This is a genomic window from Paenibacillus flagellatus, from assembly GCF_003217775.1.
Lineage (GTDB): Bacteria > Bacillota > Bacilli > Paenibacillales > NBRC-103111 > Paenibacillus_AB > Paenibacillus_AB flagellatus.
In genome coordinates, this window is sequence record NZ_QJVJ01000009.1 from 80812 (window position 1) to 100546 (window position 19735).

At 56.1% G+C, this 19735-nt stretch carries 16 protein-coding genes; 11 read left to right on the forward strand and 5 right to left on the reverse strand.

Translation table 11 applies throughout. The features are described from left to right. Positions 1–7: 7 nt before the first annotated feature. Positions 8–706, reverse strand: coding sequence for a response regulator (locus DLM86_RS19945; protein WP_110841824.1), 699 nt, complete (start codon positions 704–706; stop codon positions 8–10). 144 nt (positions 707–850) lie between these two features. Between DLM86_RS19945 and DLM86_RS19950 the strand changes: the two genes are divergently transcribed. Both DLM86_RS19950 and DLM86_RS19955 read left to right on the forward strand, forming a co-directional pair. After that, positions 851–1387 carry a hypothetical protein gene (locus DLM86_RS19950; RefSeq protein WP_110841825.1) on the forward strand — a complete coding sequence of 179 codons (537 nt, stop codon included), beginning with the start codon at positions 851–853 and terminating at the stop codon, positions 1385–1387. Positions 1388–1417: 30 nt separating this feature from the next. Continuing rightward, on the forward strand, positions 1418–3535 hold the full coding sequence (locus DLM86_RS19955) for a multicopper oxidase family protein (RefSeq protein WP_110841826.1): 2118 nt from the start codon (positions 1418–1420) through the stop codon (positions 3533–3535). A gap of 260 nt (positions 3536–3795) precedes the next feature. On the opposite strand, the gene DLM86_RS19960 is transcribed toward DLM86_RS19955, so the two are convergent. After that, the gene (locus tag DLM86_RS19960) at positions 3796–4665 is read right to left on the reverse strand and encodes a sigma-70 family RNA polymerase sigma factor (protein ID WP_110841827.1); all 870 of its coding nucleotides are present in this window, start codon (positions 4663–4665) and stop codon (positions 3796–3798) included. Positions 4666–4837: 172 nt separating this feature from the next. Between DLM86_RS19960 and DLM86_RS19965 the strand changes: the two genes are divergently transcribed. Beyond that, entirely contained in the window at positions 4838–5311 is a 474-nt protein-coding gene (locus DLM86_RS19965) for a carboxymuconolactone decarboxylase family protein (protein WP_110841828.1), read from the forward strand. 109 nt (positions 5312–5420) lie between these two features. On the opposite strand, the gene DLM86_RS19970 is transcribed toward DLM86_RS19965, so the two are convergent. Then, complete coding sequence (locus DLM86_RS19970; RefSeq protein ID WP_110841829.1) at positions 5421–6836, reverse strand: MFS transporter; 1416 nt, start codon at positions 6834–6836, stop codon at positions 5421–5423. Between the two features lie 138 nt (positions 6837–6974). On the opposite strand from DLM86_RS19970, the gene DLM86_RS19975 reads away from it, so the two are divergent. Beyond that, positions 6975–7841 carry a helix-turn-helix transcriptional regulator gene (locus DLM86_RS19975; protein ID WP_110841830.1) on the forward strand — a complete coding sequence of 289 codons (867 nt, stop codon included), beginning with the start codon at positions 6975–6977 and terminating at the stop codon, positions 7839–7841. A gap of 54 nt (positions 7842–7895) precedes the next feature. Here the strand turns inward: DLM86_RS19975 and DLM86_RS19980 are convergent, their stop codons facing one another. After that, the gene (locus tag DLM86_RS19980; protein WP_245954736.1) at positions 7896–8345 is read right to left on the reverse strand and encodes a spore coat protein; all 450 of its coding nucleotides are present in this window, start codon (positions 8343–8345) and stop codon (positions 7896–7898) included. A 322-nt stretch (positions 8346–8667) separates the two neighbouring features. On the opposite strand from DLM86_RS19980, the gene DLM86_RS19985 reads away from it, so the two are divergent. The 3 genes from DLM86_RS19985 to DLM86_RS19995 all read left to right on the forward strand — a co-directional run bounded on the left by DLM86_RS19985 (position 8668) and on the right by DLM86_RS19995 (position 12372). Next, positions 8668–9246 carry a TMEM175 family protein gene (locus DLM86_RS19985; protein WP_110841832.1) on the forward strand — a complete coding sequence of 193 codons (579 nt, stop codon included), beginning with the start codon at positions 8668–8670 and terminating at the stop codon, positions 9244–9246. A 315-nt stretch (positions 9247–9561) separates the two neighbouring features. Further along, positions 9562–11073 (forward strand): malate:quinone oxidoreductase, encoded by a 1512-nt coding sequence (locus DLM86_RS19990; RefSeq protein ID WP_110841833.1) that lies wholly within the window; start codon positions 9562–9564, stop codon positions 11071–11073. A gap of 210 nt (positions 11074–11283) precedes the next feature. After that, on the forward strand, positions 11284–12372 hold the full coding sequence (locus DLM86_RS19995; protein WP_110841834.1) for a winged helix DNA-binding domain-containing protein: 1089 nt from the start codon (positions 11284–11286) through the stop codon (positions 12370–12372). Positions 12373–12402: 30 nt separating this feature from the next. Here the strand turns inward: DLM86_RS19995 and DLM86_RS20000 are convergent, their stop codons facing one another. Further along, on the reverse strand, positions 12403–13143 hold the full coding sequence (locus DLM86_RS20000) for an SDR family NAD(P)-dependent oxidoreductase (RefSeq protein WP_110841835.1): 741 nt from the start codon (positions 13141–13143) through the stop codon (positions 12403–12405). 367 nt (positions 13144–13510) lie between these two features. On the opposite strand from DLM86_RS20000, the gene DLM86_RS20005 reads away from it, so the two are divergent. From DLM86_RS20005 to DLM86_RS20020, 4 genes are all read left to right on the forward strand, one after another. Continuing rightward, positions 13511–14482: an ABC transporter permease gene (locus DLM86_RS20005; RefSeq protein WP_158289581.1), complete on the forward strand. Its 972-nt coding sequence runs from the start codon at positions 13511–13513 to the stop codon at positions 14480–14482. A gap of 37 nt (positions 14483–14519) precedes the next feature. Further along, positions 14520–15401 carry a carbohydrate ABC transporter permease gene (locus tag DLM86_RS20010; RefSeq protein WP_110841837.1) on the forward strand — a complete coding sequence of 294 codons (882 nt, stop codon included), beginning with the start codon at positions 14520–14522 and terminating at the stop codon, positions 15399–15401. A gap of 83 nt (positions 15402–15484) precedes the next feature. After that, the gene (locus tag DLM86_RS20015) at positions 15485–17149 is read left to right on the forward strand and encodes a type 2 periplasmic-binding domain-containing protein (RefSeq protein ID WP_110841838.1); all 1665 of its coding nucleotides are present in this window, start codon (positions 15485–15487) and stop codon (positions 17147–17149) included. Positions 17150–17299: 150 nt separating this feature from the next. Further along, positions 17300–19519: a family 78 glycoside hydrolase catalytic domain gene (locus DLM86_RS20020; protein ID WP_110841839.1), complete on the forward strand. Its 2220-nt coding sequence runs from the start codon at positions 17300–17302 to the stop codon at positions 19517–19519. Positions 19520–19735: the final 216 nt, after the last annotated feature.

Below are 19735 nucleotides of genomic sequence, written 5' to 3' on the forward strand. Positions count from 1 at the left end.
CTTGGTTCTAATTTTCATGTTCCGCTCCGAAACGATAACCGAACCCGTACACCGTTTGAATATAGTCGGAGCCTCGGCTGCCGCCCTCGATTTTCTTGCGAAGCTTGCTGATATGGGAATCGACCGTCCGTTCGTCGACGATAAACTCTTCTTCGAAAGCATGATGCAGCAGCTGCGTTCGGCTGTATACCCGCCCGGGCTTGGACGCCAGCAAGAGCAGCAGCTTGAATTCGGTCGGCGTGAGGTGCAGCGCCTCGGCTCCTTTAAATACTTGCAGACTATCCTCGTGAATCGTAAGATCGCCTCTTCGCAGCACATGTCCGGAATTGTCGTTGTCGGTTCGATTCAACCGTCTCAACAAGGAGCGGATGCGTGCGGAAAGCTCCCTAAGACTGAAAGGCTTCGTCAAGTAATCGTCGGCTCCCATTTCGAGGCCGACGATTTTGTCGGTTTCCTCGGATTTGGCCGTGACCATGACGATCCCGGGAGACCCGATCTGTCTAAGCTGCCGGCATAGATCCAGCCCGTTCATTTGCGGAAGCATCCAGTCCAATAGGACGATATCCGGCTTATGTTTGGTATAGAGCTGCAAGGCGGTATTGCCGTCCATCGCGGTCAAGACGTCGTAGCCTTCGGCTTGAAGGAACGATTCCATCAGCGATGCGATTTTGACTTCATCCTCTACAATCAGAACCTTGATCCCCATTCCGCACCCCTAAACTTATCCATTCTGATTACCACTTTATAGAATATCGGCGGCCCCCACAATGTGTAAATAGTTTCACCACAAGTTCGCAACATTTCGCTGGTAGTTTAGTTACCAAGAAGCCCGTTGGGGAGGGATTGGAACGTGGGTTACAAATTATCGATTAAGAAAAAGCAAGCGATCGTCATTCTCCATGTGCTTGCGGTGGTCTGCTGGCTTGGCGGAGCGATGGTCATGCTGCTGCTCGGAACCCATATGCTGAAGGCGGAGAACGGCGAGCAGCTCTACTATACCTTGGACAATATGCATTTGATCGATGTCGTGTTCATCCGGTACACCGCTCTTGCTGCGCTGCTGACTGGCATTATACTGTCCGTTTGGACGAATTGGGGGCTATTCAAGCATTACTGGATCTTGACCAAGCTGATTCTGACCCTAATGTTGATCGGTTTCGGCATCGAGTTTATGGGGGACTGGTTATCTCAAATCGTTCGCATCGCCAAACAAGAGAGATTCCTTGCGCTGAGCGATACCGCCTTTCGGAACGCAAGCTATTCGTTGATCGGAGGGGCTATTGCCAATATCGTCTCGCTGATCTTTATGACGGCGCTCTCTTATTTCAAACCGTTCGGGAAAATAAAGGCCAAGGTCCGAAAGTCCAAGCCGCAAGCGTCCGGCTGACGATGTATCCGATCACGAGGAGTGGAAACCATGTTCGTCACGATAATCAGCATCATTTCTACGGCCGGTATGACCCTGTTATGGGGGATTGCCGGCATGACGGCGGCAGGCCTTCCCTACTGCAAGACCAACAAAAGCTTGAGAAGCGGAAAAACCTTTTTGCTCTGGACGGGTGGCGCGGCACTTCTTCTGAGTGCGCTCTGGTACGGGGCGATCCTCAGCCAACTCTTTACAAGCGGCTGGCTGTTTGCGGAAGGCACGGTCAAAACGCTTATCCCGCTCACGCTGGTTCCTCAATTGTATGTGGCGGCAGCGGTTCTGCCCAAGTTAAAAAGCTTGCGGGATTCCGGCGGGGAACCGCCGACGCCGGCGACGCTGCGCATAGTGGCCCATCCTTCCGTAGCGCTTTCCTGCTTAGCGGCGGCGCTTGCCTCCGGCATTTCCGCCTTCAGCGCCGTCTTTGCCCAGCCGGTTCTGCCCGGACCGGTCGAGATCGCCCAGCGGTTCATGCTGGTTGCGCTCCTGTTGATGGTGCCGGCAATTTTTGCAAGAGGGAGATATCGTAAGGTAGTGCAAGGGGAACAGCTTCATCGCAGGCCTATCTTCAGGCTGCTGAAGTTCGTGTCGGCAGGCTTACTCACCGTCCTGACGGCCATCGCCATCCTCGTAACCCAAATACTGACGGGAGTCAGCGCCTCCAAGCTGCCGGAAGCGTCCGACATGATGAATCACGATCGGATGGACGAAGGGGGCGGTACGGTTACCCGGATGTCCGGAGGATCCGGCCCTCATGACCATCGCCAGCATCATTCGAATCATCAAGCCGATACCGTAGAAGTGGCCGCTCTGACAGGAGACCTTTCGGATCCCGCCGATGTGAAGTTTGAGCTGGTGGCCCAGCGCAAGAAGATATCGCTCGCTTCCGGAGCCGTCGTCGATGCCTGGACCTACAACGGTGAAATCGCTCCCGAGCTTAGGGTCAAGCACGGCGATATGGTCGAAGTGAAGCTGATCAATCGAGATCTCGATAGCGGCGTTACGATTCATTGGCATGGGTACAACGTACCGAATGCGATGGACGGCGTGCCGGGGATGACCCAAAATATCGTGAAACCGGGGCAATCGTTCACTTACAAATTTCGCGCCGCGCAGGAAGGAACCTACTGGTTACACTCCCATCAGCAAGCGTCGGAGCAAGTAGGGAAAGGCCTTTTCGGCACGCTGATCGTCGAGCCTGCACAGGAAACCGAGGTCTACGACGAACAGTTGACCGTGATTAACCATCGATGGGAGACCGACCAAGGTTATAAGAAAGCATTCGGAAGCCACGACGACTGGCAGCGGAAGCGGGTGGCGCCGGGGAAAACCGTAAAGCTGCGAATCGTCAACGCCCATAATCATTCGGAAAAATATTTGCTGCAAGGAACCGACTTCCGAATCGCAAGCATCGACGGGATGCGGATTCAAGACCCGCAGCCATTGTCCGATCAAACGGCGTTTCGTCTTGGCTCGGGCGGCAGATACGACGTGATCTTCACGATGCCGGATCATCCCGTCTTCTTTAAGCTCGGCGACTCCCAACGTGAAAGCAGCCCGGGAATCCTTTTCTATACGGACAGCCCACCGGAGAAGCCGGTCCTCCGGGCGGAAACCGCCGAGTTCGATCCGTCCGATTACGGCAAGCCCGTCGCCAACGACGTAACGGCAGCAAGCCGATTCGATCGGGAATTTCTGATGATTCTGGGCAACGAGATGGGCTTTTACAACGGGAACTTTCATTTCTTATGGACGATCAACGGAGAGGTTTACCCTAAGGTTCCCACCTTCGTCGTCAAAGAAGGCGATCGGGTTAAAACGACGTTCGTGAACAAAAGTTTGACCGAGCATCCGATGCACCTGCACGGGCATCATATGACGGTTTTGAAGAAAAACGGCGAGAAGGTGAAAACGCCGTGGCTGACCGATACGTTAAACGTCATGCCCGGCGAATCATACGAAGTCGCATTTATCGCGGATAATCCGGGCATGTGGATGGACCACTGCCATAACCTGGATCATGCGGCGACCGGCATGGTGTTGCATCTCATGTACGATCACGTGCGTCCGTCCTATGAAGTAGGGACGCGGTCCGGAAACTTGCCGGATTAGGCGACAAGGGGAAGAAGGGCTCTGTTCGTACCATTCGATGCTGCGAAAAGTGCGGTTTTGTCATTGAAGGATACGAGAGAGAGGGCGCCTATATCGAGGACAAATTTGAAACCGACGTTATGATGAGCATACTGGAGCATGAATATAGGGGGCGGCAGCCGCGATAAGTTCCGACAGCTTTACGGCGCTAACGGTTGTGATAGCGATATACTCGGGCCCGGTCAGCTTGAAATACAGCTGGAACGGGCCCCTTTTCATGTTCAATCGCATAGCAAGGCCAGATCCAGCCGGTTGATGCGCGCAGGATCGGAGATCACGTCGACTTCGGCGATTTTTCCGCCGCGCAGCGTAAACCGGAGTACGTAGAGCAGCCGGCCTCGAGGGGCCGCTATAATTCCTACGGTTCCGTTCACAAGGGCAAGCTGTGCGGCTTTTTGGGCGCGCCCTGAAATTTGCTTCGCCAGAGCAGCCGCTCCTCGTGTGACTCGCGAAGGTCCTGGTTGACGATCGTCGCGAACCACAACGTCCGGATCGAGCGCGGCTACCAGACGATCGAAATCGCCGGCATGCGCCGCCGCAAGAAAGGCTTGAACGACGTTGCGTTGGAGAGTATGGTCGACTTCCGGCATGGCTTTCCCCCCGCGAACCCGATGACGTGCCCGGCTCGCAAGCTGCCTTGTCGCCATCTCCGATTTTCCGATAATAGGGGCAATTTCATGGAAAGGCATGGCGAAAACGTCGTGCAGCACGAATGTAATCCGTTCCGCAGGCTTCAAATTGCCGAGCACGACCAGCAAGGCCGTTCCGACCGTATCGGCCAATATGGCTTCTTGCTCGGGATCGATTACCTGCTCATGGCTCCCGAAAGTCTCCGTCAGATGTACGTCCATCGCATCTTCTCGCCTGGATTTTCGCGAGCGCAGCATGTCCAAACAGATCCGCGAAACGACGGTGGTCAACCATCCCCCCAAGTTCACAATGCTTCCTGCCTCCGTCCGGCTCAGACGCAACCATGCCTCTTGTACCGCATCCTCCGCTTCGCTCAACGATCCCAGCATACGGTAAGCGACGGCCAAAAGATCCTTGCGGTGCGATTCGAATACATGGGCCAACCCGACCTGTTCGCTCATCGTCCAAGCTCCCTCGTCCAAGAATCAATACCTCTCTATTATATTGACGAATGGAACCCGAACAATGCGACAACAATCGGGTCATCGCCCGTTGTCACACTTCCCAAGGGCCGATTCGTCAGCATAGTAGAGAGCCGGAACGGTTCTAATCCACAGTAAAGGAGATTCCCCCATGAAGGCAAGAATGGAAAGTCCAGCTATGCTCGTACCCGATGCGATGCAAGCTTTACAGTCGCTGGGCAAAGCGCTGTTCACCTCCGCTGAACAAACCGGTATTCCCAGTCGTACGCTCTTCCTGGCGTATCTTCGGGCGAGCCAACTCAACGGGGACAGCGTATGCGTCGAGCTTCATTCGCGCAATGCCCTGGCGGCGGGAGAATCCGCGGAACGTCTTCTCGCCGTATCGGCATGGCGGGACACCCGGTACTTCGATGACGCCGAGCGTGCGGCCCTTGCGCTGAGCGAAGCGGTGACCCGTCTCCAGGAGCGGGTAGACCCGGTGCCGGATGACATCTTTAACGAAGCCGCCCGACACTTTGAGGTGCAGGCGCTGGCGACGCTTATCGCCGGCATCGCAACGGCCAACCTCTGGAATCGCCTTAACGTCTCCACGAGGCAGATCGTGCCGGTGTCAAAGAGCAACTAGTGGTCGTTTCTAGTGGTTAGGAAAGGAGCTGCGAAGGCAAGCTCCTTTTCTTTTTTTGTCGTTATGCTCGTTATGCTCGTTATGCCGAACCGTTCTGGAGGATTGCCCGTTAGGCTTGCTTCTTTTCCGGCTGCCGACCGATGAATAAGAGCGCCATTACCCCGCCGCCGACAAGCACGAAGGTAGAGACGAGAAGCGCGGCAGTCACCCCGGATGCGGATGTGGCTGCGGCGGTTTCGGCGCCGGCGCCGCCGTTGCTGTATAAGCTGAGAACGGCGACGCCCAGAGCGGCGCCGAGCTGGCGAATCGCGTTCAGCGAGCCGGAGACGACGCCGGCTTGACCGGGGGGAGAGGAGGTGACGACAGTCGTTACCAGCGACGGAATCGTTAAAGAAAGGCCGTAACCGATCAAGAATAAACCGACGAACAAAAGCCAGTAGGAGGCGCGGCTTGCGACGACCAGCAAGGCCGTACCGACGGCGGAGACGAAGAAGCCGCCTATCAACGGCAGCCTTACACCGACGCGGTTGACGATGCGGCTCGTCAACATCGGGTTGACCATCATCGGCAAGGTCAACGGCAGGAACGCCAGCCCGGTCAATAACGCGGAGTAGCCGAGGACCTGCTGAAAGAAGAAGGTAAGCACAAACAGACAACCGGATAACCCGAAGTTCACGGCAAGCCCGGCGGCGAGCCCTGCCGATATGCGGCGTTCCCGAAGCAGCTGCACGGGCAGCATCGGCGACTTGCCGCGAGCCTCTACGACGGCAAACAGGAACAGGCTGACTGCGGCGATGCCCGCTGCCGACGTCACGAAGGGGGAGCTCCAGCCTAACGAGCCGGCTTCAACCAGTGCGAAGGTCAGCGCGAGGAAGAATAAGGTTGCGGTCAGCTGCCCGGCAAGGTCGAGGCTGCGCTCCTTGTTGCGATCGGTCTCTCTTGCATGCGAGACAAGGAGGATCAAGCTCAGGACGGCGATCGGGATGTTCACGATAAAGATGCTTCGCCATCCGACCCCATCCGAAAGCAGTCCCCCTAGGACAGGTCCCGCCGCCAAAGCGATGCCGGAAACGGCGGCAAAGACGCCGAGCGCTTTGGTTCGCTCCCTCGGATCCTCGTAGAGGGAGGAGATCAGCGTCAGTGAAGCGGATGTCATTGCAGCGCCGCCGATGCCAAGAATCCCCCTCAGCACGATCAAGGCTCCTAATGTCGGAGCCGCGGACGATAAAGCGGAAGCGGCCCCGAACAGGACGAGTCCGCCGCCGAAGATGCGTTTGGCTCCGTATCGGTCGGACAGCGCCCCCATACTGAGCAGAAGACTGGCGAACAAGACCGTATAAGCGTTAACCACCCATTCGAGAGAAGTAAACGGGCCGCCCATATCGGTGTGGATGGCCGGCAGCGCGACCGTGACGATCGTCGTATCGAGCAGCACCATAAAATAGCCGAGAGAAAGTCCAAACAAAGCGAGCGGTCTCTTTCTTGCCGCGGCCGATGTTGAAGTGGATGGTGACAATGTCGTCATAGCCGGCCTCCTATTCCCTTATGATTGCAGATTGAGTGTATAATGGGGGAGATAGGGTTGACGAGATGACGGTTTGTCATAGGATTATTACTCCTACCTTGGCGGACGTTCCGGTATAAAGGAAGGGGGCCACCGTTAATGGAACACACGACCGATGAAGCCAGGCTCGAGCAGCTGGGGCAGTTTCTGCGAACGAGGCGGGAGCGGCTGAAGCCGGAGACGCTGGGATTTCAAAATGACGGCAGAAGGCGGACGCCCGGTCTTAGGCGCAGCGAGGTAGCGATGCTTGCCGGAGTTAGTGTCGACTGGTATACCTGGCTGGAGCAAGGAAGGAATATTCAGGTTTCCGGGCAGGTGCTTGACAGCATCGCCAAAGCGCTGAGGCTGGACGGCAGCGAAAGAAAGCATCTGTATTTGCTGGCAACGAAGCAGCTTCCCGCGGATGTTCTGCATTCGCAACGAACCGAAGTAAGCGAAACGCTGCAGCACATGCTGGACCGGCTTTCCTATTGCCCGGCCATCGTGACCGATGTGCGTTGGAACGTGGTCGCATGGAATTTGGCGGCGTGCGCCGTCGTCGGCGATTATCGCGTGATGCCGGAGCAGGAGCGAAACATGGTATGGCGGGCTTTCACCTCCCCCTATTTGCGGCAGCTGCTGCGGGGGAAATGGGAGGAGCACGCGCGAATGAGGCTCGCCCAGTTTCGGGCCAGCTACGGAACGTACGCCGGGGATCCGTGGTGGGAGGAGTTCATCGCCAAGCTTTCCGCGGAAAGCCTTCTATTCCGGGAGTGGTGGGCGAGACATGAGGTGCTTCCGGTATCGGAAGGGAGCAAGCGATATTTTCATCCGGAAGCCGGGGAACTGGTGCTGGAGCATATCACGCTGCAGGTCAGCGACGCTCCCGGCCTACAAGTGATGGTGAATACGCCGATCGGCCTGACGGAAGAAAAGATTAAAGCGCTAATCGAGGATCTGAAAGGGAATACCGACTTGAAGCGATGAAGGCCGCGGATTCCTCCGGCGGCCTACTCTTGTACAAGCGATGACAGTATTACATTAGCTGTACAGCTGTCCGGGGTTATGCTGGGGAACCGGCTGGTAAATTTGCTGCATCGCTTGCATCGCCGTATTCGTCGCATATTGGACAGGATAAAGCCCTCGACGCGCCATGTAGGCCCATACTTCATAAGCTTGATGCGAGCACATACGGAAGGCGTCCTCCAAGAAGGCTCGGAGCTGCGGTGTGGAGCATTCCATGGCCGACCAAGCATATTCTCTGCCGGCACGCTTCAGAGTCAACAAATACGAGGTTGCGATCGCGCGATCGTCCATCTGCTGCAGCTTGACCTTCGGCTGCATGCCCGGGTATTGGGACGCAGGCCCTTCCGTTACAAGCTCCATGCTCAAGGCAGGGATATTCAATTGGTCGCGAGAGATCATCTGGTTCGCGAACTCCACTTTCATGTTGTAATCCTGCACATGCACCGCATAATGACGAACGATCATGTCCCGAAGCTCCGGGTCCTGCGCTTGATTTATAAAAAGCGCCATGGACTGAATGGAGTTCGTACAGCTAAGCAAAAGCTCGTTTAATTCGTGCGCTTCGTGGGAGCCGAGTCTCATCGTGGATTGATCTCCATTTCCTTGGTCGGATTAGGCTTTGGAGGAGCCCCCTATATTATGGCTGGAAGGGAACCGAACTTATGCAGATTGGGGAGAGCGGGATCGAACGCGTGAAATTTTCCTTGACAACATAACGGTATTTATACAAAGTAACAGGTATCGAAAAAGGGAAAAGATCGCGCGAAGCGAGGAAAGGTGAGCCGCTATGAAAGCGAATCGGATGGAAGCGTTCAGCGATGGCGTATTGGCGATTATCATTACGATCATGGTGCTGGAATTCAAAGTACCGGAAGGCCATGACTGGCCTGCGTTAGTCGGGCTTGCCCCGAAAATGATCAGCTATATCTTCAGCTTCGTCTATGTCGGCATCTACTGGAACAATCATCATCATCTGCTGCACATGGTTCGAAAGGTGAACGGGGGGTTGATGTGGCTGAACTTGCTGCTGCTCTTCTGGTTATCCCTCGTGCCGTTTACGACGGCCTGGATGGGGGAGAGCCATTTCGCCCCTACTCCTACAGCGCTGTACGGTATCATTCTTTTGCTGGCGGCGTTCTCGTATCGGCTGCTTCAGCGCATGATTATGCACCAGCATTCCGGCGAGTCGTCGTTCGTCGTGACGATGGGCAAAGACTGGAAGGTAAAATTATCGCCTTTGCTCTACTTGATCGCGGTCTTGACAGCCTATCTCCATACCGGGATATCCTGCTTTTTCTTCGTACTCGTTGCCGTAATCTGGTTCGTACCGGATAAACGAATCGAGCATGTTGTGGGAGGACGCTAAGAACGCTTCCCGGTTATCGACCAAAGTCTTAACCCTGGCCCGTATCGGGGGTAAGGCTTTGGTTTTTTGTGTATTCGTAGGGTTTTGTGGAAGGTTTCGCCCTTCTTAACGACATCAGGGGGTCAACACTGAATTTACCGGCTTTCAAATACCATCCAACTATCATATAATAGGAAGTAACTTAAATACTATAAATAATAGTGATACACTTGGATTAGGGTAGGGGTGTGACGAGCGCACACCCTGGCTTGCTGTGGAGTCCGAGCAGGAGCTCCTGTATTTTTTCTTCAAATATAGCGTGTAAGGACGGTAAACATGAGCGACAGACAAACCAAATCAGACGTTATCTTAATTGGTGCGGGCATTATGAGTGCGACTCTGGGGTCGCTGCTGAAAGAATTGGCGCCGGACTGGGACATTACCGTGCTGGAGAGACTTGCTGGCGCTGGGGAGGAAAGCTCCAACGAATGGAATAATGCGGGGACGGGCCATGCTTCCTTGTGCGAACTGAACTACACCGTCGAAAAACCGGACGGATCCATAGATATCAGCAAAGCGATCAAAGTAAACGAAGAGTACCAGGTATCCAAGCAGTTCTGGTCTTATCTGGTCAGCAGCAACCTGATCCGGAATCCGCGGGACTTTATCGTGCCGGTGCCTCATATGAGTTTTGTGCAGGGGGAATCGGACGTCGCGTTTTTAAGAAAACGGTTTGAAGCGATGTCCGGCAATCCGTTGTTCGACGGAATGGAATTTTCCGACGACCCGGGCAAGCTGGCGGAATGGATTCCGCTGATGATGAAAGACCGGACCGTGAACAAACCGATCGCGGCCACTCGAATCGAATCCGGTACGGACGTAAACTTTGGCGCTTTAACGCGTATACTGTTTAATCATTTAAAGAGCAAAAATGTCGATATCAAATTCAAGCACCAAGTGGACGATATTACCCGGACCCGCGACGGCTTGTGGGAATTGAAGGTGCGGAACGTCGACAGCGGCACGGTCGAACGCCGTACGGCCAAGTTCGTCTTTATCGGCGGCGGCGGCGGAAGTCTGCATCTGCTGCAAAAATCCGGCATTCCCGAAGGAAAAGGGATCGGCGGATTCCCGGTAAGCGGACTCTTCATGGTATGTCAGAACCCGGAGGTCGTCGCGCAGCACCGCGCGAAAGTATACGGCAAAGCGTCCGTCGGCGCACCTCCCATGTCCGTCCCGCATCTGGACACCCGCTACATCGACAAGAAGGAATCGCTGTTCTTCGGACCGTTTGCGGGCTTCTCGCCCAAGTTTTTGAAAACCGGTTCGATGATGGACTTGATCACATCCGTCAAGCCGCATAACCTCGTCACGATGATGGCGGCCGGCGTGAAAAACGTCCCCTTGACCACCTACTTGATCAAGCAAGTGATGCTGTCGAAGGAGCAGCGCATGGAAGCGCTGCGGGAGTTCGTTCCGAACGCGAAGAGCGAGGATTGGGATTTGCTGGTGGCGGGCCAGCGTGTCCAGATTATTAAAGATACGGCTGCCGGCAAAGGCACGCTTCAGTTCGGTACCGAAGTCATCAGTGCCGCCGACGGCTCGATCGCGGCTTTGCTTGGCGCTTCTCCGGGGGCTTCCACGGCCGTGTCGGTCATGCTTGAGGTCATCCAAAAATGCTTCCCGCAGCATCTGAAAACGTGGGAGCCGAAAATTATCGAAATGATTCCTTCTTACGGGCTGTCGCTGTTGAAGCACCCGGATCTGATCCGCGACATCCATGCTTCGACCGCGCGTACGCTCGGCTTGGATAAAGCGCCGAATCCCGTCAAGACGGAGGCCGTTTAGGCCTTATAGAAGCGAATAGATCGTCTGCCAACAGAAGGGCGCCCGGAAATCCGGGCGCTCTTCCTTTTTTGGTGCGAAGGGAACGCCGGATGGCTTGGACAATTACGCGATCCGAAAGCACGATCGCGGCCCTATTCTTTTCCAGAATGTGCTATCATCAAAGGATGGGAAAGCTGGACATAGGATACCAACCGGAAAGGAGCGGGACGAATGGCCAACAGGGCGATCGCTAGCCGACGGCTGCTTCATCAACGGATTGTCGGGGCGAAGGAAAAGAAGCCCGAGGACGTGATCCGGCATCTGGGCGCTTTACAGGCGCAAGATTATGGACAAGCGATATGGGGGATCGGGCTGCGAACGGAGGGAGGGACCGCCGCGGATGTCGAACGGGCGATCGAGGAACAACGGATCGTGCTGACTTGGGCGATGCGAGGTACGCTTCATGCCGTGCCGGCGGCCGATGTGAAATGGATGCTGAAGCTGTTGGCGCCGCGAGTCCTGGCTCAGGATAAACGCAGGCTGGAGCAGCTGGAGATCGCCCCCGAGCATATCGCGCAGTGTGAAGCGCTGATGCGCGACGCGCTGCAAGGAGGCCGACGGATCAGCCGTCCGACCCTGATGCAAATGATGGAGGAGGCCGGCATCGGTACCCGCCATCAGCGCGGCTACCATTTGCTGTGGCACTTGGCGCAGCTGGGACTGATTTGTCTGGGGCCGCTGGAAGGCAAGCAGCAAACGTTCGTGCTGCTGGACGAATGGGTGCGGGAAGAGAACCGGTTGTCCCTGGATGAGGCGCTGGGGGAGCTGGCCAAGCGGTATTTTACGAGTCATGGCCCTGCGACGGTTCATGATTTCGCCTGGTGGTCGGGATTGAAGGTTTCCGAAGCCCGGCAAGGAGTCGAAGCCGCGCAACGGGCACTCGATTCGGTAACGATCGACGGTGACGTGTATTGGCTGGGGGCCGACGGCCCCGGGGAAATCGAGGAGCAGGTCCACATAAGCCTGCTGCCGGGATTCGACGAATATTTGCTGGGCTATAAAGACAGGGGCGCCGTCTTAGCCGCCGAGCACGCTCCGCTGCTGGTGCCCGGCGGCAATGGCGTTTTTGCTCCCATGCTCGTGATCGACGGTCAAATCGCGGGAATCTGGAAACGGACGATGAAGAAGAACGGCGTCGACATCAGCGTTCATCCGTTCGCCGCTTTGGGGGACCGAAGAGAGCGCGTCGTCGAGGAGGTTCGGCGGTACGGCGAATGGCTCGGCCTTCCGATTTCCCGGCTTGACTTTCAAGAAGAATAACGGGCAGCGAGACAGACCCGCGAGTGCGATTTACAGCGTCTGCCCGCTATCCACCGTAATTATCTGCCCCGTCATCGCTTCCTGCTCCAAAGCCGCACAAATCGCTCGAGCGATATCTTCGGGCGTCGAGATGCGCTGCAGCAGCAATTGCGGGGCGAGCTTCTTCATTTGCTCCTCCCGTCCGGTCCACCAGCGGGTGGCAACGGCTCCCGGCACGATACAGTTCACCCGTATATGGGGGGACAAGGCGCGCGCCAGCGATTTCGTCAAGCCGTGGACCGCCGCCTTGGATACGGCGTACGGCAGCGAGGAGCCGAGGCCCGTCAGCCCCGCGATGCTGCCGAGATTGACGATCGCTCCTTCTTGCTGCTTTCTCATGGAAGGAGCGACGGCCCGCGCGCAGTAAAACATCCCTTTGACGTTGACATCGTACAGCTCATCCCACACGTCCTCCGTGGCCGCCTCCAAGTCGTCGAACGCGATATGCCGCGTGATCCCCGCATTATTGACGAGCGCATCGACGGTACCGAATCGTCGGACGACGGCGTCGACCATGTCTCTTACTTCCTTGTCTCGGGCGATGTCCGCCCGGATCGCGACGGCGCGTCCGCCACGGTTTGCAATCATCTGTACGGTTTCTTCCGCTTCGGCCTCGGAACGCGAATAATTGACGACAACGGTCGCCCCCCGCTCGGCCAGAGCAAGGCAGGTAGCCCTGCCGATTCCGGTACCGCCGCCGGTAACAAGCGCCACTTTGTTCGTGATGTTCATAGCGAGCCCTCTCCCTCCGCCGTGTTGATGTTCGCGGTTCTAAAAGAATTGTACATGGCTGCACATGGTTTGTACAATTTGAAAGAATTCAGTGATCGTGGTTTCGCCATGCGAAGGAACTGAAGCCGTCCGAGCGGAACCGTCATCGAGCGGCTTCGTCCGGTGCCGGATGAAGAGTCCGGGCTCGGGAACAACCTTATAATCGATCGGCACCTGACCTATCGCGTCGGGTGTTTTTTTCTTTTTCCAACACGAAGCCGATGAACCCCGAAAGTTTAATAATCACCCAGTAAACATCTATTTTAAAAGATACAAAGCGGTCCGTCCCGGGTGATACAATGTGGTCAAACGCGATGGAGGAATGGGAATGAATACGAAGGCCGCTTCGGACTTGAAAACGATTCCAAAAAACAGCAGGAAGACGTTGCGGATTTCGCTGTTTTGGAAGCAGATCAAAAAACAGCAGGTGCTTTTATGGATGTCCGTTCCGATCATGCTGCATCTGGCTTTGTTTCAGTTCGTGCCGCTGTGGGGCTGGCTCATGGCGTTTAAAGATTATCATATCGGGCAAAACCTGCTGGAGGCCGATTGGGTCGGGCTGAAGCATTTTCAAACGCTGCTCAAGCACGACGATTTCCTCCAGGATTTGCGCAACAACATTGTCATGAACACGATGCAGCTGGTAACGGGGACCTTCTGCGCCATCACGCTCGCCATCGTACTCAGCGAGCTGAAGGGCAAATGGTTCGTCCGCACCGTTCAGACGATGACCTACCTGCCGCACTTCGTTTCCATGGTAGTCGTGGCGAACATCTTCGTCATGCTGCTCTCCCCGGACGGGGGATTGGTCAACCAGCTTATGATCAAATGGGGCTGGATTGACGAAGGGATTTTCTACTTCGGCCAGGCCAAATGGTTCTGGTATCTGCACACGCTGATCCTGACGTGGAAAGGGTTCGGCTGGGGCGCCATCATCTACTTGGCGTCGATCTCCGGCATCGACCCGAGCCTGTACGATGCGGCGCAGGTTGACGGAGCGAGCCGCTGGCAGCGCGTGAAGTACATCGTCATCCCGTCGATTATGCCCACGTTGGTGCTTCTTACCATCCTGGACATCGGTTACCTGGTGACCGGCGGGTTCGAATCGCAGTTTCTGCTGGGCAACGTAATCAATGCCGATTATTCGGAGGTCATCTCGATTTTGGCGCTTAGGCTGGGGCTGAACGAAGGGAACTTCTCGTTCGGAACGGCTGTCGGCATCTTCAATTCCGTCGTCGGCATGACGCTCGTCCTTATTGTGAATGCGATTGCCAGAAGGTATAAAGCCAACCTCTTTTAAATTCACAGATTCCTTGACGATTGGAGAGAATCCGACCATGCTTCATCATCGGACTACGGGCGAGCGAATCGCCGACGGCGTTTTCTACGTGCTGTTGACGTTGGCCGCCATATCGACCGTGTATCCCTTCGTTTATTTGCTCATCATTTCGCTGAACGAGACCGCGGATGCCTTGAAGGGCGGCCTGTATCTGTTCCCCCGGAAGTTTACGCTCGAGAATTACGCTTATGTATTTCAGAACGAGAGGCTGGCCCGGGCGTCGCTTAATTCCGTGCTGCGAACGGTGATCCAAACCTTCTTGTCCGTCTTTTTTTGCGGGATGCTCGCTTATGTGCTCAGCCGGCGAGCGTTTATATTCCGCAAGCTGTTCAGCTTCATCCTGATCACTACCATGTACGTCAGCGGGGGGTTGATTCCGAGCTATTTGCTCATCAAAAACCTTGGACTGATGAATACTTTTGCCGTTTATATCGTTCCGGGGATCGTGAGCGCTTTCTACGTCTTCGTCATGAGAACGTTCTTCGAGCAGCTGCCCGAGGGGCTCGTCGAGTCGGCCTATATCGACGGGGCGAACGATTTTCGGATTTATACGCAGATCATTCTGTGGATCAGTCTTCCGGTCGTGGCAACGGTTGCGCTCTATGTCGCCGTCGGCGAATGGAACGCGTGGTTCGACAACTACTTGTACAACAGCCGCAACGAGAAGCTCGCGGTCCTTCAATACGAGCTGCAAAAAATGATTCAGACGATCGAAACCAGCTCTTCGGAATCCGGAGAAAGCGAAGGGGCTCGCATCATTTCCCCGCTCACCATCAAAGCGACGTTAACCATACTCGTAACCGTACCGATTCTGCTCGTCTATCCGTTCCTGCAAAAATATTTCGTCAAAGGCTTGACGCTCGGGGCCATGAAGGACTGATTTCATTGCCGTCTCCGGCAAGCGAGCCATAAAGGGGACGGTATGAAATAATAAATCGATCAAAAAGCGGAGGTCGCATACGAATGTGGGAGAAGAAAAAGCTTAACCTGTTAACCGCCGTATTGCTAACCGGAAGTCTGCTGGTGACCGCATGCTCCAAAAGCGATACGGGCACGGAGACCGCACAGAACCCGCCACCGGCCACACCGGCTGCCAGGACGCCGTTCACGTTCACGATGAATACGGACAATCCGAACATGAACTGGACGAGCGACGTGGCAAAGGAAATTACGAAGCGCACGGGCGCGACCATCAAGTGGGACATCATCACCGGCGACTTCCGGACGAAGATGAACGTTTGGCTCGCGGCAGGCGATTTCCCGGAGGTCGTGAACATTCACGACAACACGCTGCAGTCGTATATCCAAGCGAAGGCCGTTCTCGATCTGACCCAGCTCATCAAGGATCACGCCCCCAATATTATGAAAGCGTATAACAACGACTTGTCCTTGCTTCAGCACACTGACGGGAAAATATACGGTCTGCTGCAGCCCCCGACCAAGAAGGTGAACAATCTCACTCAGAGGGGTTGGATTGCCATCCAATCGGCCGTTCTGAAGGACGCCGGATATCCGGCGATCAAGACGCTCGACGATGTCCGCAACGTCGCCGCGAACTATATGAAGAAATATCCGGAGATCGGAGGAGGCAAGACGATTGGCTTCTCCAACTACGGCGCCGCGAATCAGCTGTTCAATATTTTCGATACCGCAGCCCGCTTGTATGCCGGCTTCGCGAATACCTCGTCCTTTGTCATCGACGATCAGTTAAACGCCAGATTGCGTTTCTTCGAGCCGGGGTATACCGATTTCTTCAAATTCTTGAACAAAATCAACGGGGAAGGGCTCTTCGACCCCGAATCGCTCGTGCAGACACAAGAACAGTTTGCCACCAAATGCAACCAGGGCCGCGTGCTCGTCATCTTCGGAGGCGGAGGGGATTGCAACGGCTCGCTGGAGAAAAACAACATGGCCGACCGCTCCTACGTCTGGTTCGACATCGTGGCGCCGGGGCGGACCAAATATGTTGTGAAGCCGTCTCTGGAAGCGAACCGCGGCGGCGAGATGTGGCTGTCGATTACGAAGAACGCCAAGGACCCGGTCCGCATCATCCAGTTCTACGACGACATGTTCAAGCTGGAAAACCAGATTCTTGTCGGCTGGGGATTCGAAGGCAAGTACTACACGGTCGAGAACGGGAAGCGGGTTGTGACGGATTGGCTTGTCGATCAATATAAAAACCACCCGGATACGTTCTGGGAGGATGTGGGGTTAGGCTATGCCCGTCAGATGTCGGCTAACTACGGGGCCGGGTTTACGCTGTCGGACGGCGATTTTGCGATGTGGCAATTCTCGGAAAGCTGGATTGCGAAAACGACGAGCCCGGTTGTGGTAGAGACGCTGTCGAAATACGGGGCGAAAACGCAAGCCGATCTGCTCGTCAAGGGGATCGAAAAAGATTATGGGAAAACGGCCGGCAAAGGCACGGACGAAATGAAAAAGTTCAATACGGAAGCCATCGCCGAGTGGGGCAAAACATTGCCGAAGTTTATATTCGAGAAGGACCCGTCGAAGCTCGACAGCGTATGGCAAGGACTCGAGAAGACGCTCAAGGATAAAGGGATGGATAAGATCAACCAAGCCGCGACGGAGATTTATCAAAACGCCGCGAAGGAAGCCAAGAAGTAAGCTTATAGGAGACAGGGCCGTTTCGGGCAGCGGGTAGCTGCTGCCCGAAACGGCCCTTGCGTTGGGGGCGGAGGAAGCTAAACCCTCCGGCAGCCAATGGGAGTGAGACGTATTTAACGTGTACTTTTCGAGGTGAGGGGGCTGCATAGGATGAGTACGACCAAGACATGGCGGGCGAGCTGGATTCAAGACGCCGGCTTCGCCGGTATCGCGCCGCTCCATTTGCTGCATAAGGAGCTCGAGCGGGTAGAACGGCCGGAACACCCGGTAGAGCTGCTGAACCGGCACATGCTGGTGCGACGGGTCTTTTCGCTACGGGCGGACGAATGCGCAGGCAAACGGATGTGGCTCGATATAACGGCGGACGATTATTTCAAGCTGTATTTGAACGGCGCGTTCGTCGCGCAGGGTCCCGCGCAAGGGTATGCGTTTCATTACCCGTACTTGCGCCTGGACGTCACGCAGTGGCTGCGTCCGGGCGAGAATGTGATCGCCGTGCACGTGTATTATCAGGGATTGATCAATCGCGCCTACAACAGCGGCGACTTGCGGCAGGGCATGATCGCCGAGCTGTTCGCGGACGATCAGCTGCTGCTGATGAGCGACGATACCTGGAAGTATACCGTTGCCCGCCAATACGGCGACGGGCACGCGGAGACGGTCGGTTATCGGACGCAGTTTCTCGAGCATATCGACAGCAGGCTGGAGGACCGCGGATGGCGGGAGCCGGGATACGACGACAGCGCTTGGAAGGCGTGTCATCCGGCGGAGGACGACGACCATAAGTTGGTGCTGCAATCGATACCCCCGCTCGCCGTGTATCGGCGTATCCCCGCGTCGGTCGCCAACCCGGAACCCGGGCGGTACCTGATCGATTTCGGCACGGAGCTGACCGGCCAGTTCACCATGGAAGCGTGCGGCGCACCCGGCGAGCGTCTGGAAATTCGCTGCGGAGAAGAATTGGACGAAACCGGCGAGCATGTTCGATATGACATGCGCTGCAACTGCAAGTACCGGGAATGGTGGACGCTTTCGGGCGAGCTTGACGTGCTGGAGCCATTCGAATACAAGGCGTTTCGTTACGTCGAGGTGATCGGCTCGCCGGCTGCGATTCGAGCGGCATCGTTCGCCGCGATCGTGCGTCACTATCCTTTTGACCGCGACGCCTGCCGGTTTGAAGCATCGGACGCGATGCTCCGCCAGGTTTGGACGATATGCCGGAACGGCCTGCAATACGGCACGCAGGAACAATTCGTCGACTGCCCGAGCCGCGAGAAGGGCCAATACCTGGGCGATAACACGGTGATCATGCACGCCCATATGTATGCGACAGGCGATTTGCGGATGGTGAAGAAGGCGCTCACCGATTTTGCGCTTGCCGCGCAGCATATTTGTCCGGGCGGCATGGCGGTGGCGCCGGGAAGCTTCATGCAGGAAATCGCCGATTTTTCCTTTCAATGGCCGATGCAGCTGTTGGAATATTACCGTCACAGCGGGGACATCGATTTCCTGCGCGAGATGGAGCCGATCGCGAGGGCGATGATCCGGTATTTCGAACGCTACCGCCAATCGAACGGGCTGCTCGAGCACGTCAGCGATAAGTGGAACCTCGTCGATTGGCCGGAAGGGCTGCGCGACGGCTATGATTTCCCGCTCTCGCGCCCGGTAGGCCCCGGTTGCCACAATGTGGTCAACGCCTTCTACTACGGTGCATGCAGGGCGCTTGCCGACATCCGCGCGGCGTTAGGAATGGATGCGGGGGCGGAGGGGCTGACGGAAGAGCTGGAACAGTTTCGGGACAAGTTTGTGCGGGCGTTCTACGACGCGGACAATCGGCGATTCGTCGACGCGATCGGCTCGAATCATGCCTCGCTGCATGCGAACGCGCTTCCGCTGCTGTTCGGGCTTGTGCCGGACGACGCGGTTTCGTCCGTCGCTTCCTGGCTCAAGGGCAGGAAGATGAACTGCGGTGTATATTTCTCCTACTTCCTGCTGAAGGCGCTGGCGGCAGCCGGCGAGACGGAATACGTGTACGCCAGGTTGACGGCGGAGGACGCCCGTTCATGGGGGAATATGGTTAAGGAAGGCGCGACCACTTGCTTCGAGGCGTGGGGCAAGGAGCAGAAGTGGAACACCAGTCTGTGCCATCCATGGGCCAGCGCGCCGATTCCGCTGTTCATCGAGGAAATCTTGGGGCTGAAGCCCGGCGCTCCGGGATGGGAAGCCATCCGGCTGGCGCCGCGGATCCCGGACTCGCTGGAGAGCTTCAAATTTGCGTGCCGCGTGCGCACCGGTACGATCCGTGTCGCTTACGCACAGGGGGAACTGGAGATCGAGGCGCCGGAAGGCGTGCCGGTTGTTTTCGGATAAAGGCTTAGCGGTTTGGTTCGGGGTCATGACCCGCTGCGGTATATCTCGTAAGCGTTCAAGTAGATTTGGATGAAAATGACCAAGTATAAGACAATTTATCCTAATGGCGATTCGCTCGGGACTATGTCAGTCTTAAAAAGAGAAGCGCTTACAAGGCGGGAAGAGGGAAAGTGGTCGACGTGCGCTTCCGGCAGCCAATCCACCGGTAGAAAGGAG